The 23,994-nt window shown below is 37.2% G+C and carries 19 protein-coding genes; 10 read left to right on the top strand and 9 right to left on the bottom strand.

Translation table 11 applies throughout. The annotated features are described in order from the left end of the window. Positions 1-43: 43 nt before the first annotated feature. Positions 44-1,885, top strand: a complete 1,842-nt coding sequence (locus L2586_RS19535) for an ABC transporter ATP-binding protein (protein WP_235294633.1) — start codon at positions 44-46, stop codon at positions 1,883-1,885. 10 nt (positions 1,886-1,895) lie between these two features. Here the strand turns inward: L2586_RS19535 and L2586_RS19530 are convergent, their stop codons facing one another. Genes L2586_RS19530 through L2586_RS19515 form a run of 4 tightly spaced genes read right to left on the bottom strand, consistent with a single transcriptional unit; the run spans position 1,896 to position 5,280 of the window. Further along, the gene (locus L2586_RS19530; RefSeq protein WP_235294632.1) at positions 1,896-2,903 is read right to left on the bottom strand and encodes an alkaline phosphatase D family protein; all 1,008 of its coding nucleotides are present in this window, start codon (positions 2,901-2,903) and stop codon (positions 1,896-1,898) included. 17 nt (positions 2,904-2,920) lie between these two features. After that, the gene (locus L2586_RS19525) at positions 2,921-3,409 is read right to left on the bottom strand and encodes a hypothetical protein (protein ID WP_235294631.1); all 489 of its coding nucleotides are present in this window, start codon (positions 3,407-3,409) and stop codon (positions 2,921-2,923) included. Then, complete coding sequence (locus tag L2586_RS19520; protein ID WP_235294630.1) at positions 3,410-4,441, bottom strand: GNAT family N-acyltransferase; 1,032 nt, start codon at positions 4,439-4,441, stop codon at positions 3,410-3,412. It abuts the gene before it with no gap. After that, the gene (locus tag L2586_RS19515; RefSeq protein WP_235294629.1) at positions 4,438-5,280 is read right to left on the bottom strand and encodes a 1-acyl-sn-glycerol-3-phosphate acyltransferase; all 843 of its coding nucleotides are present in this window, start codon (positions 5,278-5,280) and stop codon (positions 4,438-4,440) included. Before L2586_RS19515 ends, L2586_RS19520 begins: the two co-directional genes overlap by 4 nt. Before the next feature lie 103 nt (positions 5,281-5,383). On the opposite strand from L2586_RS19515, the gene L2586_RS19510 reads away from it, so the two are divergent. The 3 genes from L2586_RS19510 to L2586_RS19500 all read left to right on the top strand — a co-directional run bounded on the left by L2586_RS19510 (position 5,384) and on the right by L2586_RS19500 (position 9,680). Beyond that, the gene (locus L2586_RS19510; protein WP_235294628.1) at positions 5,384-7,288 is read left to right on the top strand and encodes a sialate O-acetylesterase; all 1,905 of its coding nucleotides are present in this window, start codon (positions 5,384-5,386) and stop codon (positions 7,286-7,288) included. A gap of 793 nt (positions 7,289-8,081) precedes the next feature. Beyond that, the gene (locus L2586_RS19505; RefSeq protein ID WP_235294627.1) at positions 8,082-8,675 is read left to right on the top strand and encodes a DUF6088 family protein; all 594 of its coding nucleotides are present in this window, start codon (positions 8,082-8,084) and stop codon (positions 8,673-8,675) included. Between the two features lie 6 nt (positions 8,676-8,681). Further along, the gene (locus L2586_RS19500) at positions 8,682-9,680 is read left to right on the top strand and encodes a nucleotidyl transferase AbiEii/AbiGii toxin family protein (RefSeq protein ID WP_235294626.1); all 999 of its coding nucleotides are present in this window, start codon (positions 8,682-8,684) and stop codon (positions 9,678-9,680) included. A gap of 86 nt (positions 9,681-9,766) precedes the next feature. Here L2586_RS19500 and argE read toward each other — a convergent pair whose 3' ends face one another. The 5 genes from argE to L2586_RS19475 all read right to left on the bottom strand — a co-directional run bounded on the left by argE (position 9,767) and on the right by L2586_RS19475 (position 16,418). Next, complete coding sequence (gene argE, locus L2586_RS19495) at positions 9,767-10,921, bottom strand: acetylornithine deacetylase (RefSeq protein WP_235294625.1); 1,155 nt, start codon at positions 10,919-10,921, stop codon at positions 9,767-9,769. Positions 10,922-11,005: 84 nt separating this feature from the next. Further along, positions 11,006-12,388 (bottom strand): YfcC family protein, encoded by a 1,383-nt coding sequence (locus tag L2586_RS19490; RefSeq protein WP_235294624.1) that lies wholly within the window; start codon positions 12,386-12,388, stop codon positions 11,006-11,008. A gap of 5 nt (positions 12,389-12,393) precedes the next feature. Further along, a complete protein-coding gene (locus tag L2586_RS19485; protein WP_235294623.1) occupies positions 12,394-12,807 on the bottom strand; it encodes a hypothetical protein in 414 nt (137 codons plus the stop codon). 23 nt (positions 12,808-12,830) lie between these two features. Further along, a complete protein-coding gene (locus L2586_RS19480; RefSeq protein ID WP_235294622.1) occupies positions 12,831-15,644 on the bottom strand; it encodes an outer membrane beta-barrel protein in 2,814 nt (937 codons plus the stop codon). Positions 15,645-15,782: 138 nt separating this feature from the next. Beyond that, a complete protein-coding gene (locus L2586_RS19475) occupies positions 15,783-16,418 on the bottom strand; it encodes a TetR/AcrR family transcriptional regulator (protein ID WP_235294621.1) in 636 nt (211 codons plus the stop codon). Positions 16,419-16,555: 137 nt separating this feature from the next. Between L2586_RS19475 and L2586_RS19470 the strand changes: the two genes are divergently transcribed. From L2586_RS19470 to L2586_RS19445, 6 genes are all read left to right on the top strand, one after another. Then, positions 16,556-17,020 (top strand): acetyl-CoA carboxylase biotin carboxyl carrier protein subunit, encoded by a 465-nt coding sequence (locus L2586_RS19470; RefSeq protein WP_235294620.1) that lies wholly within the window; start codon positions 16,556-16,558, stop codon positions 17,018-17,020. Continuing rightward, the gene (locus L2586_RS19465; RefSeq protein WP_235294619.1) at positions 17,017-17,832 is read left to right on the top strand and encodes a methylmalonyl-CoA mutase family protein; all 816 of its coding nucleotides are present in this window, start codon (positions 17,017-17,019) and stop codon (positions 17,830-17,832) included. Before L2586_RS19470 ends, L2586_RS19465 begins: the two co-directional genes overlap by 4 nt. Then, positions 17,829-19,298 carry an acetyl-CoA carboxylase biotin carboxylase subunit gene (locus L2586_RS19460; protein WP_235294618.1) on the top strand — a complete coding sequence of 490 codons (1,470 nt, stop codon included), beginning with the start codon at positions 17,829-17,831 and terminating at the stop codon, positions 19,296-19,298. The genes L2586_RS19465 and L2586_RS19460 overlap by 4 nt, the downstream gene beginning before the upstream one ends. 17 nt (positions 19,299-19,315) lie before the next feature. Beyond that, positions 19,316-20,209: a 3-hydroxyacyl-CoA dehydrogenase family protein gene (locus tag L2586_RS19455; protein WP_235294617.1), complete on the top strand. Its 894-nt coding sequence runs from the start codon at positions 19,316-19,318 to the stop codon at positions 20,207-20,209. Then, entirely contained in the window at positions 20,209-22,329 is a 2,121-nt protein-coding gene (gene scpA, locus L2586_RS19450; RefSeq protein ID WP_235294616.1) for a methylmalonyl-CoA mutase, read from the top strand. Before L2586_RS19455 ends, scpA begins: the two co-directional genes overlap by 1 nt. An 85-nt stretch (positions 22,330-22,414) precedes the next feature. Next, the gene (locus L2586_RS19445; RefSeq protein ID WP_235294615.1) at positions 22,415-23,944 is read left to right on the top strand and encodes an acyl-CoA carboxylase subunit beta; all 1,530 of its coding nucleotides are present in this window, start codon (positions 22,415-22,417) and stop codon (positions 23,942-23,944) included. Positions 23,945-23,994: the final 50 nt, after the last annotated feature.

Below are 23,994 nucleotides of genomic sequence, written 5' to 3'. Positions count from 1 at the left end.
CAAAATCTACTATCTAGCGGTTTATATTCCAATAAATTAATAAGTGGCTAGACAATTTACATCAATAAAAAAATCTCAGAACAAAACTGACCTCAAACAATCCTTTAAGGCATTAAGATATATCCCAAGGTTTTTCAAAGAAATTTGGCAAATTAATCCTAAGATGTTTTTGACAAATGCTTTGCTTAGATTATTCAATGCATTTTCTCCCATTATCATTCTATGGATAGGGAAAATCATCATTGATGAGATCATAAAACAGACTAGCCTTAGTGGAGCTGAGCAAGATTTTTCAACACTATGGAAGTTTGTAGCACTAGAGCTTACAGTCGTGATTATTTCGGATGTGATCAATCGGCTGATTAATCTCACGGACGGATTAATGGGTGATCTATATTCTAATAGTTCATCCGTAACAATCATAAATAAAACAAAGGAGTTATCTATTGCTCAGCTAGAAGATCCCGATTTCTACGACAAATTAGAACGAGCGCGAACACAGACAAGTAGCAGGGTTAATCTCATGTCTAACACCCTAAATCAGTTGCAAAGCATCATTTCGATTCTGAGTTTAATAGCTGGTTTAATCTACTTCGAACCCTTGCTTATTATTCTTTTAGTCCTAAGTATCATTCCATCATTCTTTAATGAAATCAAGTTTAGCAATCAGCGTTATTCACTAGCAAGGTCATGGACATCTGAGCGAAGAGAACTAGATTACCTAAGGTATATAGGAGCAAACTCTAATACTGCTAAAGAAATAAAGCTTTTCGGCTTGACTAAATTCGTTGCTGACCGGTTTCGAAATTTATCAGACAAGTATTACGAGCTGAATAAAAACATCGTTGTTAAGAGAACCGCCTATGGTACACTATTTAATATATTAGGAGTACTCTCCTATTATGGTGCCTATGTTTTCATCATTTTCCGTGTTCTTTCTGGAGTATTAACGATAGGTGAATTGACATTCCTTTCAGGTTCGTTTAATAGACTTAGAAACAACCTACAACAATTCTTCTCTCTTTTCACAAGGATTTCTGAAAGTGCCTTGTATTTAAAAGATTACTTTGATTTTATAGACCTAAAAATTGACAAACCAAGTAAGAAGTATGCTGACATTCCAGCAGATATTAAGGAAGGATTCGTCATTGACAATTTACATTTCAGATATCCAGGAAGTGAAGACGAAGTTTTAAAAGGTGTCAATTTTAAAATAAAGGCGGGAGAGAAGATGGCATTTGTAGGCCAAAATGGTGCGGGAAAAACAACACTTATTAAATTGATTCTCGGTTTTTATGAGCCTACTGAAGGTGCGATATATCTAGATGGTATCAATATCAATCAATTCGATCCGATAAAATATCAAGCAATGTTTGGAGTTATTTTCCAAGATTTCTTCAGATACGAATTCACGATCAAAGAGAACATTGCGGTTGGAAATATTGATGAGTTAGATGACCAGGATCGGATAGAAAGAGCTGCTGCATTAAGTCTTGCTGACCAAGTAATCAGCGAAATGCCCGATGGATATGACCAACAGTTAGGTCGAAGATTCGTCAAAGGACAAGAATTGTCTGGCGGTCAATGGCAGAAAGTAGCATTGGCTAGAGCGTATATGAAGGATGCCAATGTTTTAATTTTAGATGAACCGACAAGTGCACTAGACGCGAGGGCGGAGTTTGATGTTTTCGAACGTTTTATAAACCTTACAAAGGGAAAGACCAGCATTATCATTTCTCACCGATTCAGTACTGTTCGGATGGCGGACAGAATTATCGTTCTGGAAGATGGTAAAATATCGAGCATGGGAACCCATGAAGAATTAATGGATATGGATGGGCTTTATTCAGAATTATTCGAACTCCAGGCTGCAGGATACCAATAGAAATTAGAATTTAATCTAAAGTTATGCGTTGATAAATCTCACTATCATTGCCTCTTGATTCAAAAACTGCTTCTATTTCACTACCGACTTCTTTCAACCTTAGTACGCCATAATTTTTCTTTTTAATTACGTCTGAGACCCTATGCTTATTTGCTTCTCCGCTAATACCTGTGTAAGTATGAGTCATCCCTGAACAAGTAATTTCATAGAGTTGCTGGCGACCGATATCCAATTTAGAAACTTCCGTTATGTGCCTGTCGCCACTTAGCAAAATGGTCTGGACCTCACTTCTACTTGCGATCAGGTCAATCAATCTTTTCCGTTCATTCGGAAAATTAGCCCATTTTTCGAAACGATGCTCTTCAGGAATCACTTGGATGCCATTTCCGATAAGAAGTACATCAGCCGTTGTATTCACGATCTCCTTTTCTAACCATTCCCACTGGGCTTCGCCTAAAATAGTTCCAGTCATATTAGGATCATATCCATTGCCATTTCTGATGGGATCATCTCGAAAATATCGACTATCTAGAAGGATTAATTTTACAGCTATATTTTTCAAATTAAGGTCATACGATTGATAACCTCCATCTCTTGACCAAGCTTCATTTGTCTCCGAAACATCTAAAAAATCAAACATCAGATTACGCATTGTTTTTTTCGGTTCGAAGTTTTTACCACCATCATTTAAGCCGTAGTCATGATCATCCCATATACCATAGATTGCAGTATTCGTTCTTAGCTTTTTATATTCAACATTGTTTTTCTGAGCATCATACTTCTCTTTCATAACTGTCGAATCAGGTGAATCTCCGTATATATTATCTCCTAACCAGATCCATGCATCAGGATTGTTCTTCATAATATCGTCCCATAAAATCTGGGTTTCATATTGCTTGTTACAAGATCCGAAAGCAATCACCACTTCTGAATCATTAGTGGGCAGCTCTTCCAGCGTCTGTTGACTTTGACATTGACCTAAAAGAAAAAAAGATAAAAAAAGAAATGTTGCTTTCATGGAAATGTAATTAGAAATTAAATTCTTACGGACCAACCTAAAGTTGGAATAAATACGTGAGTATAAAGTGGACTTGATGTGGTCACATTAGCAAAGATTGCATATTCTAGAATGAATTCAAAACTAAAATAATCATTTAATGCATACTTAATACCAGGTCCGAGCCCCATCTGGAGTGCACGTTCTGAACCAAAGAAATCATTATAGACAAGAGATAATCCACCTTCCACATGCCCTAAAACGATCCATTTCTTATATTGATAAATAGGAATAAAGGTATAAAATGATATTCCATAGGCCTCAAGGCTCGATAACTTTCCGTAAAATGATTTGATGCCCAGTTCTAATTCGAAGACTTCTATACCCATTCGATTGTATATCCCAAATCCTGATTCCTCAGCGAAAGGGTTCTTAGTAATGAATCCGTTAGTGCCTAAAATAACGTTTTGGCCATATATAAAAGTGGACCAAAAAATAATAAGCAGTACCGCAATTCCCCTTTTCATCTAAGTCATGTAAGGGCGGGCGAATTTCTCAATAATGGTCTCATAGATATCATTAAATGCAATGGCAATTCCCATTTCGATAGAATCACCAAACGAGTAGTGCTTAAACGCTCCGAAGTAGTACATCTTTTCTAGATCTGTCATTCGATTATAGACTGCCATAATCGGCACCATATTAATCTGGTAATCTTTTCGTAACATGTAAAACAAGCCTTTAAAGATGTCGCGCTCCAGCATTTCTCTCTGATCTGCTGATAGTTCGCCTTCTGCAATTCTTTCTGATGGCACGACAGTCACATCATCACTTTGTCTAAAATATTCTTTTCCTACTGCAAGGAAGAACTTATCCGCTCCTTGGCGTTCATACACGTTATATAATGTTATTTTCCCAAAGTAGCCAAGCGCATCCATGTTTTTCGCATAGATGTAGCCTAATCCATGTAGCACTAAATCAAAAGATAATCTCTGGTGTCTTTTTTGGTACCATGGATTAATAAATGATCTGCCAAGTTCTATCCATTTCTCGTTTTTCCAAGTCTCTGAAAATACGAAGTGATCTCCCATAGGTCCAGTATGATAAGAGTCTTTATCATGAACCATATACCTATATCCACCGATGATGGTTCCGATGACTGATTCTGCTTCTGTGTCTAAAATGATCAATTGTTCCATTTTATCCAACTCGTCAAAATTATCATAGTCATTCTCTCCTACTCCACCACCTTCATTTCTAAAGGCCCATTCTCTCATGATGGTAAGCAGCTGACTCAATTCTGGACATCGATCCCAATTGATCAGGCAAATAATGTAGGCGGTATCTTTGACAAAACTTTTTTTCTTCTTGGAATAAGCTAGAATTCCTTCTATTTCTTGAGCAAATTTTTCTTTGTCAATGGATTCAAGAATCGCTTTCTCGATTTCCTCTTCTGTGATTAAAGGAAAAACAGGAATATTGCTAAATACCTTTTTCTTTTCATCAAAATAATCCATCGGATCTACTTCCAATGGTTTAGCTTCTAATACCTTCTTCATCCTTGAAATTTAAAATGGTCATCGTCCATTTGATATAAAAATTCATACAACTCATCGGCTAATGCCCTTTTGTCTTTTAACTCACCTCCTTTTAGTTTCTCCTTAATCAATTCGGGTGACAATGCTTCCGAAAACTGAAGTTTAATCGGGTAAGGTTTTGGCCTAACCAATTCTCTTAATTGGAAAATATTCTCCAATGGAATTTTCTTAAATCTTTTGTTATTCTCTCTAAAACGAGAAACCTTGTAAAAAATGTCTGCATTCGATCCACCAATTTTAAGAACCGAGATCGGCGTATGGTATTGAACAGCAAAATCAATGAAGGTTGGTCGCCACTTTCTATCTTTTAATTCTCCATCTTCATTATACCTTGAATTCTTTCCTGCAGCATAAAACACGACCACTTTCCCATCTTTATACGCTTGATGAACAGCACTCATGTCCAACTTATTCGACTTGGACATTGTATTCACTGGAAGTACTATGCCTACCACTGGTTCTACACATATCAATTCATTAGCAAGAATGACAAAATCGGATCGCTTCTTAGCGATTGCGCTAATGGTTGCAACGACATCGGCTCCTCCTGGATGATTAGCAACTAGTGTTACAGGACCCGAAGCTGGAATATTATCCACACCAACAACATCAAGTTCGTGACCTAGATCATTGATAACTTCATTAATAAATTCATGATCTTTTAAGTTACCATGCTTCTTAATCATTTTATTGGCCTTCGCAACACCAAGCGGTAGAATTTTAAGCAGTGTATCCGCCAAACTTATCTTCCATTTTGGCCATTTCGGCTTAAAAATATCAAATGAATATTTTTTTATCAAGAGTCCATTACTTTAGTGATCCGTAAGAAACAAATTTTGAATTAAAGTCAAAAACCTTCGTTTGATTTTTTTTACTATCTTAATTCACTGAAACAAACAAAACATGAAAAACACACTATTCATCATTCTTTTATTCTTCGTTATTTCGTCATCTTTAAATGGTCAGTTTAGAACTAAAAAAACCATTGGGGATCATGCGATTTTACAAAGAAATGTAGAAATTCCGATTAAAGGATGGGGCGCTCCAGGCGAATCTGTTAAAGTAATATTTAACAAAAAAGAAATACAAGGCAAAGCAGATCTGGATGGTCGCTGGGTTGTTAATTTACCTCCAACTCCTGCAGGGGGACCTTATGTCATAGAAATAAAAACAGCGAATAACGGATTAACATATAATGACATTTATTTCGGAGATGTATGGTTATGTTCTGGTCAGTCTAATATGGAATGGGTCTTAAAAAATACGGACAATGCAGAAGCTGAGATAAATGACGCAAATGATGGGTTAATTAGACATTTTAAAATACCTCATGCTAATTCTGAAACACCTGAAGAAATGATTCCCGGTGGTGAATGGGTGGTGAATAGTCCTGAAACAGCAGGTGATTTTACTGCAGTAGGATACTATTTCGCTAAAGAGTTAAGAGCTTCGCAAAATATTCCGATCGGTTTATTGAATTCTTCTTGGGGTGGAAGCAGAATCCAACCTTGGATCAGCGAAGAGATGCTTATAGAGCATCATACTCAAGAAAGTTATAGCACTTACCGCAAGAAAAATAACATGAATGAGTCCACCAAAGATAAAATTAAAAAAATGTTTCCAGACCTAACGGATAAGGATAATTCTGTTGTCAATGGGAAACCAATCTGGGGAGGAGAAAACATAGATTTATCTAAATGGAAAACGATCAAAACGAATATAAGGTGGGAAGACCAAGGCTTTGAAAATGTGGATGGAGTTGCTTGGTATAGAACTGAATTCGAAGCAAGTGGAGAAACAGTGTTGAAACTTGGAGCATTGGATGACAATGATAAAACTTGGGTTAATGGTGTATTGGTTGGGGAGACTAAAGGATATAATGTAGAACGAGTATACACTGTTCCTGCTGATGTTATCAAAAAGGGAAAGAATATTTTGATGGTACGAGTAGAAGATAACACAGGAGGTGGAGGTTTTTACACTACTGAATTTGACACAAGGATTGGCAATAAACCATTGAGTGATTTTGATTGGAAGATACGATTTGCAGCTATAAAAGTTACTCAATTATCAAATAGTACACCTACTTTAATTTATAATGCGATGATCAGTCCTATTATTGATTTTCCTGTAAAAGGTGTGATCTGGTATCAAGGAGAATCAAATGCTGGTTCAATTCAAACCGCTTATGATTATAGATTTTTGCTCCGAACATTGATTAGTGACTGGAGAGAAAAATGGAATCAACCTGATCTTCCTTTCTTTTATGTTTCACTCGCCAACTGGAAACAACCGATGGAAGAACCTGGAAATGATGGTTGGGGAGTAATTCGTGAATCTATGACCGATGTACTAAAAGTAGAAAATACTGGACAGGCAATTATCACTGACATTGGTAATCCTGATGATATTCATCCGAGAAATAAAAAGGATGTAGGGCATAGATTAGCTCTACCAGCACGGAATAAAGTATATGGAGAAAATGTGGTAGAGGGTAGCCCAATGTATGGTTCTCATAAGGTCGTTGGGAATCATGTCGTCGTTCAATTTAAAACGGTAGGTGAAGGACTAATGGTGAAAAACAGATATGGCTATGTTCAAGGTTTTAGTATCGCTGGAGCGGATGGTAAATTTGTATGGGCACAAGCAAAACTACAAGATGGTAAAGTAACCGTATGGAGTGAAGATATTGCGAAACCTGTAGCGGTAAGATATGCATGGGAGATTAATCCAGCGGACGCCAATTTATTCAGCAAGGCAGGTTATCCGGTAACACCATTTCGGACGGATAATTTTGAATTAAAATAGAAAAACGTCATGTTCTCACATCAAGTAGTCTATCCGGTTACCTACGGGAGGCTATGAATTAGAAAAACTTCATGGTCTCACATCAAGTGCCCTGTCCGATCACCAGCGGAGGCTATGAATTAGAAAAACTTCATGGTCTCACATCAAGTGAGGCTATGAAATGTTTTTCATGATATGTTTTCATGTCTGGCGATAGAATTAAGACATGAAATCCATCAATCTGAATTAGAAAAACTTCATGGTCACATCTAGTGAATTGTCCGATCACCAACGGAGGCTATGAATTAGAAAAACTTCATGGTCTCACATCAAGTGAGGCTATGAAATGTTTTTCATGATATGTTTTACGCTTGATAAGTTTTCAAAGCCAGAATTAATATTTAAACATAAGACCAGCCCTATAATGATTTCCCCAGCGATACCGCTTTGACAAATATAATTTCTTCTAAAAAGTGGTTAGAGAGAATTTTGAATTTTAAACAATATATTAATTTGGCATGTATAAATATTTATAAATCAAAAACATATAGAATGTAATAGCTTTAAATACTTGACTTTGTCAATAAAATCATCTACCTCCGTCGATAACAACAATGCATAGTGAAATGGTCTGAAAGACTTCCAACTTTGTTGCATTTCACTATGCATTGTTGTTATCAATATTATCAACTCATGAATCAAAGATTCATGAGTGTCTTTCCCACCTCTTTGTTTTTTCAAACACATAATTAGGTCCGAGTGTAGTTTTGTCACGTTTTTATTATATTTTTGTGACAGAAATGAAATCGTAAAAATGACACTTTCAGTTGAAAATCAAATACTTAAGTCAATATATAATCACAAACGTGGTAAAATATTTTTTCCGGATAATTTTAACAAATATGGCTCATCAACAGCTGTAAGACAAGCGCTAAATAGATTAGAGGACAAAGGAGTATTATTAAGGCTAGCAAGGGGCATATATCTATTTCCGAAAAAACATAAAGTACTAGGTATATTGTTACCAACTATTGAAGATATTGCAAAAGCAATAGCAAAGCGAGATAAGGCACGGATAATCCCAACCGGTCTCTATGCTCTAAATAAGTTAGGTTTTTCAACACAGGTGCCCGTGAATGTAGTCTACCTAACAGATGGTAGCCCAAGAAAAATTACAATAGGAAGTGGTTCAATTAAATTTAAATCTGCACCAACTAAATTACTTGCTGCCAAAAATGATAGAATGATACTAATCATTCAAGCATTAAAGCATATGAAAAAAGACAACATAACGCTTGAAGTAAAGAAAAAGATAAATAAAATACTGGCAGAAATACCAAACGAAGATATTAAACATGACATCAAACTAGCACCAAGTTGGATAAGGGATTTAATTACTAAACGTTAATTTATTATGGAAGAATGGTTCAACTTGAAAATTAATGAACGCAAAGAAATAATTAACCAAACTAGCACTAGAATTGGCATCATTCCAACAGCAATAGAAAAAGACTTTTGGGTTATGATTGCGCTAAAGGCAATTTTTAAAACCGAATATGGAGAGCATATTGTTTTTAAAGGAGGTACTTCTCTTAGTAAAGGTTGGAATTTAATAGAAAGATTTTCCGAAGATATAGATTTAGGTATTGATAGATCTTACCTGAATTTCGGAGGAGACTTAACTAAAAGTGGTGTAAGAAAATTAAGAAAGGATGCTGCAAAGTTTGTAAATGAAAAATTTGTACCAGTATTAAGAAATAGGCTAAAAGAGAATGGAATAAAAGAGTATGTTCTAACTCTAGTTGATTTTGAAGAATCGGACACAGATCCAATGTCAATTGAACTAAAATATGAGCCAATAACCGAAGAAGTTGAGTATATAAAACCAAGAATACTGATTGAAATTAGCTCGAGATCATTAAGAGATCCATATGAGTTAAGAAGTATGGTTTCTTTCATTGGTCAAGTTTATCCAGATCAAACATTTTCGGATAATGCAATACATGTTCCAACGGTATTACCTACACGAACGATGTTAGAAAAAATATTTCTTCTTCATGAAGAGTTCCAAAAGCCAGAAGGTAAAGTTATTCGTCATGACCGAATGACTAGGCATTTATATGATATTGAAAAATTAATGAATTCTGATTTTCTTGAAGATGCAATAAGTGACATTGAATTATACAATAAAATAGTTGAACATAGAAAAATGATTACAAACATAACCTGGGTCGATTATAATAAGCATCAGCATAAATACATTGATTTCATTCCACCGAAAAAAGTAATCAAACAATGGCAGCAAGACTACAGAAACATGAAAGAATCAATGTTTTACGGAGTAACTTTATCATTTGAAGAACTTATTGACAAGCTTAAAAATCTCAGGGATAGACTAAACAACATTAGCTAACTCTCTCTAACAAGTGATATAAGATCAGAATTGCTATCGCTGCGTCCGCTTCATATCACCGAACCGTTAAAAACTCATTCCGGTGCTTACTCTGATAATTCTTTCACAATATTTTGAATCATTACAACGCCCTTTTCCAGCTCTGATTTAGCAATAAATTCATTCGCACGGTGGGCTTGTTCGATCGACCCAGGACCACATATAATTGCTTGATAGCCACCTTCAGCGAATTGGCCAGCTTCGGCAGCATAGGAAACCGTATCCCAAGTAGGATTTTCAGCAACCTTCTGCGTAAATCCAACTATATCTGCATTTTCCTCAGTATCTAATGGAGGAACGTCAGGATGAATTTCTATTGTGTCAATTTTAAACCCTGGAAAAACACTTCTTAATTGATCTTCGCTCTCTCTACAATAAATTTCAAAATCATACAGAATATCAGCTGCAACATCTTTAGGAATTACCCTCACATCCCAAGTAAATCTAGCCTTATCCGCAATGACATTTGGAGCAATGCCTCCACTCAACATGCCACAATGAATCGAAGTATGTGGTGGATGAAATCGATCATCGATATGCCCAGCTTCCACAAGTTTATTCATTTTGTCTTCTAGCCATAACACCAATCTTGCACTTTCGTGAATGGCACTTACCTCTTGCTTAATTCTGCTTGAATGTCCAGCCGATCCATTGACAATGGTTTCATAAATTACGATCCCTTTTTGGCCAATCATAGGCTGCATCAAGGAAGGTTCACCAATAATAGCATAAGCTGGTTGCTCATCATAAAAATCGTTAATCGCTTGGACCAACTCTGGCGCAGCAAGACAACCGATTTCCTCATCATATGAAAAAGCAAAATAGATAGGCTTGGAAAGGTTTGCTTTTACCATTTCAGGTAACACCGCTAGGACACAAGCTAGGAAACCTTTCATGTCACATGATCCTCTGGCGTATAATTTACCGTCTCCTTTATCAGTCAGCACCCATGGATCGGTATCCCAATCTTGCCCCGCGACAGGAACGACATCTGTATGTCCAGATAAAATAATTCCTCCGTCTACGGCAGGTCCTATCCTACAATGTAAAGATGCTTTTGCTTCCGTTGAATGTGGAACCATTACACATTCCACACCATATGATTCGATATACTCCTTAATCCAATGAATAATGGTCAGATTACTTTCTCCGCCGAGTACTGGGAAGGAAACCAGTTTTTCTAGAATTTGAGTTGCGTTCATAAGGTGAAGATAGTGGAAAACTATAAAAACTTCATGGTCTCACCTCAAGTGAGGCTATGAATGTTTTTTTGGAGTCAACCTACCTTAACTATAACCCGTGAAAACAGCAATAACCAAAAATACCCACGATATCACTAATATCAACATTGACAATGGAAAAATAAAACGCAGCCATCGATCCAATGGAACTCGGCACATCGCTAACATGGCAATAAGACCACCGAGTGTAGGATTCAATAAATTGGTAACGCCATCTCCTATCTGAAATGCAAGAATTGCCGTTTGCGGAGTTAAACCAAGGACTTCTCCTAAAGGAATCATCACTGGTAACGTAGCAAGCGCTTGTCCACTTCCTGATGGTATAAAAAAGTTAATAACACACTGAGAAACCGACATAGCAATTGCCGATGAGTAAGTAGACAGACCTTGAAGCATGTCAGAAAGCTCGTAAGATATCGTATCACCTATATTCCCCATTTCCATGAGCACTTTTATGGTCGTAGCAAATCCCACCATAAATGCTCCAGGTGCAGCTGCAGCCACTGACTTCAAAACCGTTTCACTGAAATCCGTTGGATTCATTCTGGCGATAATACCACAAACAATTGTAATCATTAAAAAGACAGCAGACAACTCATTTATATACCAACCTAAGTTGAAAACACCATAAATAATAACTGCTAGTCCGATCATAAAAGTCCCCAACACCATCCAGCTCTTGAGGTCCATTTTATACTCCTCTATTTCCATATCTAAAGAAACACCATCCACATCTAAACCTATACCTAGACTTCTAGATGGATCTGCAATTATTCGCTTAAAATAACGGACATTGTATAAAGCCATCAGAGACAGTCCAATAAAACACAATGCAGATCGTAGACCAGCGCCTGAAAACATCTGTAATTCGGCAATTTTATGACCAGTTCCGACCGTATATGGATTAATGGGAGATAAACCGAAACCTACGGTCATCGCTCCTACAGAAATTCCTGCAGCTAGAATTAGATCTCCACCGAGCGCTAAACTCAGAACTGCTGCGATAGGCACTAAAGCAATGTTATTCTCATAACCAACCGCTACCCCTAAAAAACCAAAAACGAAAGTCATGATCACAACGATCATATACTTTCGTTTTAAGCCAAATGTTTTAACCAAGGTCCCAATGCTATTTTCGATAGCTTTGGTTTTCGACATGATGCCGAACATAATCCCTCCGGCTAAGACTATAAATATTATTTCAACTGCTGCTTTAAAACCCAAAGGAATGGCTCGGAACATATCTAGCAATCCTACAGGTGTTGCATCCATTACAGAATATGACCCTGGGACAACTCTATTTCTTCCATCCACCTCTACCCTTTCGAATGCCCCTGCTGGTAAGATGTAAGTCATAATCGTCACCAAAATAATGATGACAAACAACAGTGTTACAGCATGTGGAATCTTCGGGGTTTTTATTTTCATAGGCGTTATCCTCTACCTCCGCCACCGCCTCGATTTCCTCGACGACTGCCACGGTTTTTCTGCCTTTCAGCTTTATATTCTGTATAAATTTTATATTGGCTTTCTGTCAATAAATTTTTCAAAACGCCATCTTGTTCTTTATTCAATCCTTGCATCACCTCTCTAATTTCTTCTCTTTCTACACCTTTCTCTCTTGCCTCCGTCATCATTTTCTTCAATTTATCTTGATACATCACTTGTACTGCATCAAATTGAATCTTTTGTTCTGCATCTAGACTCATACTGTCTACCATTGCAATATACGCAGCACTTTCTAATTCTGAAGGTCTTTCCACTCTTCTTTCACCTTGACCCTGCCCTTGAGCTTGAACTTGGAAAGTTACCAACCCAAGAAACATCATTAATATTAAATTCTTCATTATTTTATATTTATATTTTTTAATTAAAATCTTCCACCTCTTCCTCCACCGAAATCACGTGAAGGTTTCTTCTCTGCCTTCATTTCACCGAAATTTCTGAAATTATAGATAAAATTGACCATCACATAACGCTGTAAAACATTCGTTCTTACATCTTCTAGGTAATTTCCTGTCACTTCTCTATTTACTCTAACATTCTGATTCAATAAATCGTATACGGAAACATTAAGCTCGCCTAATTTATTCTTAAAGATCTTCTTACCGATCGCTAAGTTCCAAATGAAATAATCTTCATTGTATCCTTCAGATAAACCTTTATAAAACTGGTGGTTAAAATCCGTTCTGAAGACGATATCTTTTGGCATTACCCAATCCATACTTATAGAAGTACGCTGATTTAAGAAATTTGAATTCTGCCTAGTATTGATATCATTTGCAACACTATTATAACTCGTATTGCTTCCTAATCTAAAATCCAATTTCTCACTAAAATTACTTGTTAATGATAGTCCAGCGCCATAAGTATTCGACTGCGCATTATTTAATTGGTCATCAATTAATCCTGGCGTATTAGAGAAATTACCCGAAAGATTAATATTCAAATTAGACTTTATAAAGTACACAGGCAATCCATAGGTAAAGAATGTTCTGAAATCCCAGTAACCTTCCAAGTTTACAGGTTGAGAAATCTGAGCTCCTTGACCTAAATTATATTCCTGAGCTAATTCACTATTCGATTGTGAAGTATATAAGCTATTACCAATGTAATTATTAGTTACATTTCCTCCCACTAAACCATACATCACCGTACCTTTCTCCGTATTGGTTCTTTTGAATCTCGCAAAAACACTGTGTTGGAATTGCTGATCTAATGCTGCATTACCGATAGATAACTGAACTGGATTACTATTATCAACCACTTCTTGTAATTGAGTCAAACTAGGTCTACGTGTATTTGTTCTGTAGATAACTCTTACATTATTTTGTCGGTCAATGTTTAAACTCCACATAGCAAAAGGCACAAAGTTTACATACGAACGATTCAATGACGCCTCGAAAGGATATTGTTGCTCTGTATTTAATTGTGAATATTGAACAGATCCTTTAGCTACTACCATCGACTTCCCTACTCTATAATTGTAAGATAATCCTCCTGAATGTGTCACATAATCATTGTCAAAAACGTTCGTCAATGATTCATTTAATAATTCATACTTGCCAGCTTCGTTCGCATCAAATGTTTCCTTTTCAGATGCATCAGATTCTAGACTCAATCGGTATTCCACACTTAACATTGACTTCTCGCCTATTGGATTAGTAAAGGCAAGGTTCGCAGAATTATTCCATCCAGCATTGTCCAAAATTGCAATTTGATCCAATTCATCAGTCTCTAAGATTGGATTAAAAAATTGACTGGTAGAAAGCAAGTTAGAATTAGCTTGCTGATCGCTATACTGGTTTCTTAAGCTTAGAGAAAGTGTTCTTCTTGATTCACCAAACTTGTGTCTTAAAATAGCTGAGTTATTAATATTCCAGCCTTTATTCAATGCATCAAATTCATTCACAGTATTATTAACTGGATCAGAAAAACTATATGTATTTCCTAGTGTAGACGAAAGACCATTATTATGCTGGTAACTCACACCTGGTCTAATCTGAAATGAACTGTTGTCATTTATTTTAAACTCAAATTTTCCGCTAAATCTATGGTTATAATTATTAGAAGTACTTAGATTCTCTTCATTGTACACAGATCCGCTTTGTTCGCCATCTGCATCGAAAAATTGTCTTGCAATATATTCTTCAGAGAAGTTTTCATTCTGATTAATAAAGTAACTAAATGTTGCTTCTGTCTTTTCGCCCCACTCATCACTAAAATTGACACCGAAAGCATTCGTCGCAGAAATTCCTCCTTGTTGAGAAACCTGAAAACCGTTATCTCCGCCACCTCTGCCACCACGGCCTCTTCCTCGTCCACCGCCTGCACCACTCACTCCTAAAATATCTTCAGATGAGAAATTCTGGATGTTGATATCATTAGCCTGTCCGATAAATGAAATTCTCTGATCACCATTAAACAAACTAAAGTTACCACCCAAGTTATAATGAGCTTCCGTGCCTATCGCTGCATATGCTTTTCCGAATTGCCCGTTTCTTTTATCTATTTTAGTTACAACATTGATTGTCTTAGTGGTTTCACCATCATCGAATCCTGTAAATTCTGCTTGCTCACTTTTCTTATCGAAGATCTCAATTTTATCAACCACTTCAGCAGGTAAATTTTTCAATGCTGCCGTCGCATCATTTCCAAAAAATTCTTTACCATCCACAAGTACCTTTTGCACTGTTTCACCTTCCGCTGAAATCACTCCATTTTCCATGGTAATTCCAGGCATTTTTGTAACTAAGTCTTCAGTCGATGCATCAGCGAGCACTTTATATTGTGAAGCATTGTAACGTGTAGTATCTCCACTCTGAGTCGCTAATGGAACTTTTCCTTCCACTACTACTTCGTCTAGACCTACAGGTGAAGCGTACATGGTCTTTGTTTTTAGAGTAACATTATCTTCAATGTTTACGTCTTCATTGACATTGAAAAATCCTAGATAAGTGATTTTCAAACGATAATCTCCTCTTTCTACATTATCAAAAAGGTAGGTACCATCCACATCACTTATGGTTTGATAAACATTCTCACCATCCTGGATCAACGCAATATTTGCACCGATTAATGGCTCTTTGTTGGTATCCTCAACTTTACCTTTTAATTCAAATGTCTGAGCTGAAATAAGGAAAGGAAGAAAGAAAAATATTCCGATGGTGATTCTAGAAATCATAGTTAAGTTTTGATTTAGACCTAAGGGTTAAAGAAAGGTTTAAGCCCGTCAAAAAAAAAATCAAATTATTTTTTGAAACTAAAATCTAAGCAGATATTTTGAATGGAAGAAGTGTCTCTTCAATATCTGTGCGCTATCCTATATTTTCAATGCGCCGATGATCAACTCATTCATCACTTCAGCATGCTTTTCTATTTCTTCAGGGGAAAAGGCATCGATACCATATAACTTTTTCATCTGGAATGATCGAGAAAACAAGGTTGTTATAGATCCTATGATAAAGCTCGTTAAATTAGCTGCAGGAATTTTTTTCATATTTCCTTTTTCCTGCTCACTTTCCAATATTTCACTAAAATATGCATATATCGGTCTGAGCAATTCAGATATTAACCAAATGGACCGTTCGGATTCAGAAAAAACCTCTTGAACAACAATTTGCTGAAATTCTGGATACTCAGCTGAAACATAAACCAATTGTTTATTAAATAACTTCAACCGATCTAAGCCATTAATATCGGAACTTAACTTGCTAAGATTTTCAAATTTCAAAGTAATCTCCTCTCCGATCAAAGTCATGCAACTTTTCCAAAGGTTCAACTTAGATCCAAAGTGATAGTGGAACAAAGAATCCGCGATCCCAACTTTCTTCGCAAGACTATTAATCGTGACTCCGCCATACCCTTGCCTAGCAAATTCCTTGATGGATGATCTCATAATCATATCCAAATCTGTACTGTGCTTATCATTGGGCCTTCCAGGGCTCCTCTTTTCCATAATAACTTTTAATTGAATAAGTTCTCAATTAAATAACGAATGAATTGTAAATATATATTTAATCTTTTAAACTTATTAATCGAATTCAATATTTACTATATTTGCTGTATTCTATAATTAATTAAGAACTTAGTTAAATGGCTGGAGAAATCATCTATATTAATGAAGATAGAACACTAGAAGGAAACTTCCATTTTGCTTCTGAAAAACTCGTCAATTATCGAGTGGACAACAAGAATTACGAAGCAGAAATCATAACTTCTTCAGATCCCAAAGAAATTAAAGTTAGGATCAACGGAAAAACTCATCATATTTCTATCCAGACCGAATTAGATGTTCTGATTTCCAACATGGGGTTAAACATAATCAACAAACCGAATGCTGGCAATATTAACTCCCCAATGCCTGGTCTCGTTATCGACATCTTCATTAAGGAAGGTGATGTCGTAGATGAAGATCAACCTTTAGTCATCCTCGAAGCGATGAAGATGGAAAACATTATTAAAGCTAATGGAAAAGGTGTAGTGAAATCCATCAAAATCAAGAAAGGAGATAAAGTTGAAAAAGCTCAATTGATGATCGAAATTGATTCAGAAGCATGAGCGGATTGTTAAAAGGTGAAAATCAATGGTTGATTGTGCAACACTTTGTAAATCCTAGCCAAGTTGAAATGTTAGATGCATTGGTCAATGGAGCATCTGCATTAAGTCTAGATTTCAAAACAGAACTAGATGCTGTTGCAATCGAATCACTGTTTCATGGAATTGACACCAAACTTATTCATCTCTATCTCAGTGGAAATCTTAACAGCATCAGAAAAGTGCTAAAATTGGACATAAATGCTACACTGCCAATTGAAATTATTTCCGAGAACACTTCTTCAAACCTGAGCTACTTTTCATTTACATTTCAAAATTCCGATTTTATAGCCGAAGCTGTGAATTGTTTGAACACATGGAGACAGCATTTTGAAAGTAGAGACAACATTGACCATCACCTCTGTGTAAAATATAAAATAGATGATGATTACATTTCGAGTATTTGTAAAATAAGAGCAATAAAAGCGCTTTGGTCACTGATGTTAGAATCCTTCCAAGTTGAATATAGACCACTACATATTTTAGCAACTTCCGGAGATTATAAGGAAGAAAAATCAATAGAAGAAAACTTTATCAAAGCAAGTTTACAACTTACTTCCGCAGCAGTTGCTTCTGCTGACGCCATTTTAATTGAGGAACCAAAAAGTGATCAAAAAAGTAAGGCTTTTAGTGCTAGAATCACTAGAAACCTGCACCATCTATTAGCAGAAGAAGGCAATATAGATTTGGTGAAAGATCCACTAAAAGGAAGTTACACCATAGAAAAAAGAACGAATGAATTGGCAGAAGAAGCCTGGAATAAATTTTTAAAATGAAGAAAATACTAATTGCAAATAGAGGTGAAATTGCCTTGAGAATAATGCGTACTGCAAGGAAACTTGGAATCAAGACTGTAGCGGTTTATTCTGAAGCGGATGTTGAAGCTAGACATACTAGATTTGCAGATGAGGCAGTATTAATTGGCCCAGCTCCTTCGAATCAATCGTACTTGGATGGTGATAATATCATCAAGGTAGCTAAAGAGCTGAATGTCGATGGCATTCATCCAGGATATGGGTTCCTAAGTGAAAACGCAGCTTTTGCTAAAGCAGTGAAAGCGGCTGGAATGATTTTTATCGGTCCTTCTGAACATGCCATCAATATTATGGGTAGCAAATTAGAAGCCAAGGCTGCTGTAAAAGCATACGACATTCCAATGGTTCCGGGTACCGATCAAGCCATCACGAATATAGAAGAAGCAAAAAATATAGCTGTTGGAATTGGATTCCCAATCTTAATCAAAGCTTCTGCAGGTGGAGGTGGAAAAGGGATGAGAATTGTGGAATCAAGCAAAGATTTTGAAAGTCAGATGGATAGAGCGGTTAGTGAAGCGAAGTCTGCTTTCGGCGATGGCGCAGTTTTTATAGAAAAATATATTGCATCACCGAAACATATTGAAATCCAAGTCCTTGCTGACAACCATGGTAATGTCATTCACTTGTTCGAAAGAGAATGTAGTATACAGCGACGTCATCAAAAAGTAGTAGAAGAAGCACCATCGGCGGTATTATCGCCAGAGCTGCGGAAAGAAATGGGCGAGGCCGCCATAAAAGTTGCCAAATCATGTAATTATTCCGGTGCAGGAACTGTAGAATTCTTATTGGACGAACAATCTAATTACTATTTCCTAGAAATGAACACCCGATTGCAAGTGGAACATCCTGTTACGGAGATGATCACGGGCATAGACCTTGTGGAGCAGCAAATAAAAGTAGCGCGAAATGAAGTGCTTGCTTACACCCAAGACCAAGTTCAATTAAAAGGGCATGCGGTAGAACTACGAGTTTATGCTGAAGATCCTACGAAAGATTTCCTCCCTGACATTGGAACATTGGAAACTTATAAAATTCCAGTTGGCGAAGGCATTAGAGTAGACGATGCTTACGAAGAAGGAGACGAAATACCGATCTATTATGACCCGATGATTGCAAAACTAGTTGCTTATGCAGAAACGAGAACCGAGGCTATAACTTTATTGTCAGAAGCCATCGAAGCTTATGAAATCGAAGGGATTGCGACGACACTTGAATTTGGTCATTTCGTTGCTAATCATGAAGCATTTCAATCTGGAAAGTTTGACACACACTTCGTTCAAAAATACTTTTCTACGGAGAAAATGAGTAATCCCGAAGAAGAAAACGCAGCAGCAATGATAGCTCTTAAGTATTACTTAGATCAAAAATCCAAATTAAAACCCATAGAATCATGTGGAAAAGCATGGTCTAAAAGGAATAAGCACTGATTATAAAAATGAATAGGATGAAAAATATAAGCGTGATTGGAGCAGGAACAATGGGCAACGGAATAGCTCATGTTTTCGCGATGAATGGATATCAGGTTACCTTAATCGATATCTCTGAGGAGGCACTAGATAAAGCTATGAAAACCATTGCTAAGAATCTAGATCGAATGGTACAAAAGGAAAAAATTAGTGAAGATCAAAAGAAGGCGACATTAGAAAATATAACGACTTCATCAGATCTTGCATCAGGCGTTAGTCAAGCTGAGCTTGTTGTCGAAGCAGCTACTGAAAACATTGACCTAAAACTAAAAATATTCAAATCTATCGATGAACATGCACCTTCAGATTGCATCTTAGCAACGAATACCTCTTCTATTTCGATCACTAAGATTGCTAGTGTTACTTCTAGATCTGAAAAAGTAATCGGCATGCATTTCATGAATCCAGTTCCGATCATGAAACTAGTAGAAGTAATTAGTGGTTATGCTACGTCATCTGAAACGTTAGATACGGTCATGAGTCTTTCATCCAAATTAGGAAAATCACCAGTAAAAGTGAATGACTATCCAGGCTTTATCGCTAACCGAATCCTAATGCCCATGATCAATGAAGCGATCCTTTCTTTATATGAAGGCGTGGCTGGAGTGGAAGAAATAGATACGGTTATGAAATTAGGAATGGCGCATCCAATGGGACCACTTCAGCTTGCGGATTTCATAGGACTTGATGTTTGTTTGGCTATTCTGAGGGTGTTGCAAGATGGTTTTGGAAACCCGAAATATGCACCTTGTCCTTTACTGGTGAATATGGTTACTGCAGGTAAACTGGGAAGAAAATCTGGCGAAGGATTTTACAATTATACTGGAGGTGGTAAAGATTTAATAGTTGCAGATAATTTCAAATTAAAGTAATGAAACGCAAGTTTAATCCCATATCATTTTCCGCTTTCAAAGAGCAAAATAGCCCATCGGACCGAACTTGGGATAGTGCTGAAGGTATTCTAATTAAAAATAATTACGACGCTAGGCCTTCAGAACTTGAAAACTTAGCGCCGGGCAAGCCGCCTTACTTGCAAGGTCCATACGCAACAATGTATCAAGGTCGACCTTGGACCATTAGGCAGTATGCCGGATTTTCTACGGCGGAAGCCTCTAATAAATTCTATCGCGAAAACCTAGCACAAGGACAAAAAGGACTCTCCGTCGCATTTGATTTAGCGACACACAGAGGTTATGATTCTGATCACGAAAGAGTGAGTGGTGATGTGGGCATGGCGGGAGTTGCTATCGACACGGTAGAAGATATGAAGCGGTTGTTTGACCAAATTCCGTTAGATAAAATGTCTGTTTCGATGACTATGAACGGTGCAGTAATTCCTATTATGGCCTTCTACATTGTTGCTGCTGAAGAACAAGGCGTTGCTAAAGAATCATTAAAAGGAACAATCCAAAATGATATTCTTAAGGAATTCATGGTTCGAAATACTTATATCTATCCTCCTGCAGAATCGATGAGAATTGTTGGGGATATTTTCAAATATACAGCGCAGCACATGCCTAAGTATAATTCCATAAGCATCAGCGGATATCATATGCATGAAGCTGGAGCACCTGCAGATATTGAATTAGCCTATACGCTAGCAGATGGTCTAGAATATATTAAGACTGGAATAGACGCGGGACTTTCTATTGATGATTTTGCACCTAGACTTTCTTTTTTCTGGGGAATCGGAATGAAACATTTTATGGAAGTAGCGAAGATGAGAGCTGCTAGAGTTTTATGGTCAGAAATTGTTGGAAAATTTATACCCACGAATCCTAAGTCTCAGATGCTAAGAACTCATTGCCAGACTTCAGGATGGAGTTTAACTGCTCAAGATCCATATAACAATATCGGCAGAACAACGGTAGAAGCTTTATCCGCAGTGATGGGTGGTACCCAGTCACTGCATACGAATGCATTAGACGAAGCGATTGCTCTACCTTCTGAATATTCCGCTAAAATTGCTCGGGAAACTCAAAAAATATTACAAACAGAAACAGGCATAACAGACTATATCGATCCATACGGAGGTTCGTTCTATGTAGAAAATCTAACTGCAGATCTCATCGAGAAAGCGAAACAACATCTTTCTGAAATAGAAGCGTTAGGTGGGATGACAAAAGCGATAGAAAAAGGAATTCCTAAGCTAAGAATCGAAGAAGCTTCTGCTCGTAAACAAGCAAGAATAGATAGTGGCCAAGAGCATATTATCGGTGTCAATTTATTTGTAAATGACTCAGAAGAAGATCTTAATTTTTTAGAAGTTGATAATAAAGCGGTGCGTGAATCTCAAATTGCTAGCATCCTCAAAATCAAATCCGAAAGAGATGAAAAAGAGGTAGAAAAACAACTTAAAGCACTTACTCAATGTGCGCGAGATCAACAGGGCAATTTACTGGCTATTGCAGTAGAGGCAGCTAGAGCCCGAGCGACACTTGGAGAAATTTCGGATGCTTTAGAGGAAGTTTTCGGACGTTACAAAGCCAACACCAGAATTATTTCAGGAGTTTATTCTAATAGTATAAAGATGGACGAATCATTCCAAAAGGCTCAGAAATTAGCAGATGAATTTGCTGAATTAGAAGGTCGAAGACCGAGAATTATGATTGCTAAATTAGGTCAAGATGGGCATGATCGTGGCGCTAAAATAATTGCTACAAGCTTTGCGGATATTGGGTTTGATGTAGATATCGGACCTTTGTTCCAGACGCCGAAAGAGGCTGTGAAACAGGCTGCTGAAAATGATGTCCATATTTTAGGTATTTCGTCACTTGCAGCGGGACACAAAACGTTGGTTCCCGAGGTTATTGATGAGTTAGAAAAAATAGGACGACCAGATATTTACACGATTGTAGGTGGAGTAATTCCACCAAATGACTACCAGTTTTTGTTTGATAAAGGTGTGTTGGGTGTTTTCGGACCTGGAACGGTTATTTCGAAAGCAGCAATACAAATTTTAGAGATTTTGATTAAGGGTGTCTCGCACTAAAGTACGAGGTCCATTTGAGAGACTTAATTGGTTGTAGAACTTTGAACTGGAGCTAGGAATTTATTCCGAGAAAAAAAGAAGTAAAATGAAAGAATTAAAAGATAAAATAGCGTTATCCCATCTTGGTGGAGGTCAAAAAAGAATTGACAAACAACATGCGAAGGGAAAATTAACCGCAAGAGAGCGCGTTCAGCTCTTACTTGATGACGATTCATTCGAAGAAATCGGTGGATTGGTCACGCATCGAACCAAAGATTTCGGCATGGAAGATCAAAAATTCTATGGCGATGGTGTGGTGACCGGCTATGGAACAATTGCCCAGAGACTAGTCTACATTTTTGCTCAAGACTTCACCGTTTTCGGAGGCTCCTTATCCGAAACACACGCAGAAAAAATATGTAAAGTCATGGATCTCGCCATAAAAGCTGGCGCGCCGATTATCGGATTAAATGATTCAGGAGGTGCGAGAATCCAAGAGGGCGTTCGTTCTCTAGGTGGTTACGCCGATATTTTCTACAGAAATGTTCAAGCATCTGGTGTCGTTCCTCAGATTTCAGCCATCATGGGACCATGTGCTGGAGGCGCCGTGTATTCACCAGCTATGACAGATTACACCATTATGGTAGAGGGCAGTTCTTACATGTTTGTCACCGGCCCGAACGTTGTCAAAACAGTCACCAATGAAGAGGTTACTGCCGAAGACCTGGGTGGTGCAAGTGCTCATTCTACCAAATCTGGTGTCACACACCTTACCGCTCAGAACGATCTAGATTGCATCTTAAAAATTAAGAGACTTCTCTCCTATCTACCTCAGAATTGCGAAGAAAAAACTATAGATCTTCCGTTCGAATTCGGAAATGAAATTCGAGAAGAATTAGAGACCATTCTACCAGATACGTCGAATAAGCCATACGACATGAAGGATGTTATCGCAGGAATTGTAGACCTAGACAGCTTTTTCGAAATCCATGAAAACTACGCAGATAACATTATTGTCGGCTATGCGAGATTAGGTGGAAAAAGCATCGGAATCATTGCTAATCAACCTTTTAGCCTCGCAGGTGTTCTAGATGTAGAGAGTTCTAAAAAGGCCGCAAGATTTGTAAGAACATGCGATTGTTTTAATGTGCCAATGTTAGTCCTTGTTGACGTTCCAGGCTTTCTACCAGGAACAGATCAGGAATGGCAAGGAATAATCTTGAACGGAGCCAAATTACTATATGCTTTTAGTGAAGCGACAGTACCAAGAATTTCCGTCATCACTAGAAAAGCATATGGAGGTGCATATGATGTGATGAACTCAAAACACATAGGAGCTGATTTTAATTTTGCTTGGCCACAAGCGGAAATTGCGGTTATGGGTGCAAAAGGAGCAAGTGAGATTATTTTCAAGAAAGAAATCTCTGAAGCAAAAGACAAAACAGCCAAACTTAAAGAAAAAGAAGATGAATATGCCGCATTATTTGCGAATCCATATTCAGCAGCAGATAGAGGATTTATAGACGAAATAATTGAGCCGAAAGCCACTCGGCGTAAATTGATAAAAGCGTTTAGTGCAATCCAAAACAAAGTTGTTATTAGACCTGCTCGCAAACACGGAAATATTCCGCTTTAGCGTGCTTTTAGAATGATGATAAGTTCGCTATCGATTTAAGCCATCTGAAA

It is taken from the genome of Portibacter lacus (assembly GCF_021533215.1).
In the GTDB taxonomy this organism is placed as follows: Bacteria; Bacteroidota; Bacteroidia; order Chitinophagales; family Saprospiraceae; genus Portibacter; species Portibacter lacus.
Note: the sequence above shows the minus strand (reverse complement) of the source record. Positions and strands in the feature narration are given on the sequence as shown.

Bases quoted from the DNA above. Each gene is read 5' to 3' on its own strand.
- L2586_RS19530 (WP_235294632.1), bottom strand. From the start codon at position 2,903: ATGAAAGCAACATTTCTTTTTTTATCTTTTTTTCTTTTAGGTCAATGT.
- L2586_RS19525 (WP_235294631.1), bottom strand. From the start codon at position 3,409: ATGAAAAGGGGAATTGCGGTACTGCTTATTATTTTTTGGTCCACTTTT.
- L2586_RS19520 (WP_235294630.1), bottom strand. From the start codon at position 4,441: ATGAAGAAGGTATTAGAAGCTAAACCATTGGAAGTAGATCCGATGGAT.
- L2586_RS19510 (WP_235294628.1), top strand. From the start codon at position 5,384: ATGAAAAACACACTATTCATCATTCTTTTATTCTTCGTTATTTCGTCA.
- L2586_RS19505 (WP_235294627.1), top strand. From the start codon at position 8,082: ATGACACTTTCAGTTGAAAATCAAATACTTAAGTCAATATATAATCAC.
- L2586_RS19500 (WP_235294626.1), top strand. From the start codon at position 8,682: ATGGAAGAATGGTTCAACTTGAAAATTAATGAACGCAAAGAAATAATT.
- argE (WP_235294625.1), bottom strand. From the start codon at position 10,921: ATGAACGCAACTCAAATTCTAGAAAAACTGGTTTCCTTCCCAGTACTC.
- L2586_RS19490 (WP_235294624.1), bottom strand. From the start codon at position 12,388: ATGAAAATAAAAACCCCGAAGATTCCACATGCTGTAACACTGTTGTTT.
- L2586_RS19485 (WP_235294623.1), bottom strand. From the start codon at position 12,807: ATGAAGAATTTAATATTAATGATGTTTCTTGGGTTGGTAACTTTCCAA.
- L2586_RS19480 (WP_235294622.1), bottom strand. From the start codon at position 15,644: ATGATTTCTAGAATCACCATCGGAATATTTTTCTTTCTTCCTTTCCTT.
- L2586_RS19475 (WP_235294621.1), bottom strand. From the start codon at position 16,418: ATGGAAAAGAGGAGCCCTGGAAGGCCCAATGATAAGCACAGTACAGAT.
- L2586_RS19470 (WP_235294620.1), top strand. From the start codon at position 16,556: ATGGCTGGAGAAATCATCTATATTAATGAAGATAGAACACTAGAAGGA.
- L2586_RS19465 (WP_235294619.1), top strand. From the start codon at position 17,017: ATGAGCGGATTGTTAAAAGGTGAAAATCAATGGTTGATTGTGCAACAC.
- L2586_RS19460 (WP_235294618.1), top strand. From the start codon at position 17,829: ATGAAGAAAATACTAATTGCAAATAGAGGTGAAATTGCCTTGAGAATA.
- L2586_RS19455 (WP_235294617.1), top strand. From the start codon at position 19,316: ATGAAAAATATAAGCGTGATTGGAGCAGGAACAATGGGCAACGGAATA.
- scpA (WP_235294616.1), top strand. From the start codon at position 20,209: ATGAAACGCAAGTTTAATCCCATATCATTTTCCGCTTTCAAAGAGCAA.
- L2586_RS19445 (WP_235294615.1), top strand. From the start codon at position 22,415: ATGAAAGAATTAAAAGATAAAATAGCGTTATCCCATCTTGGTGGAGGT.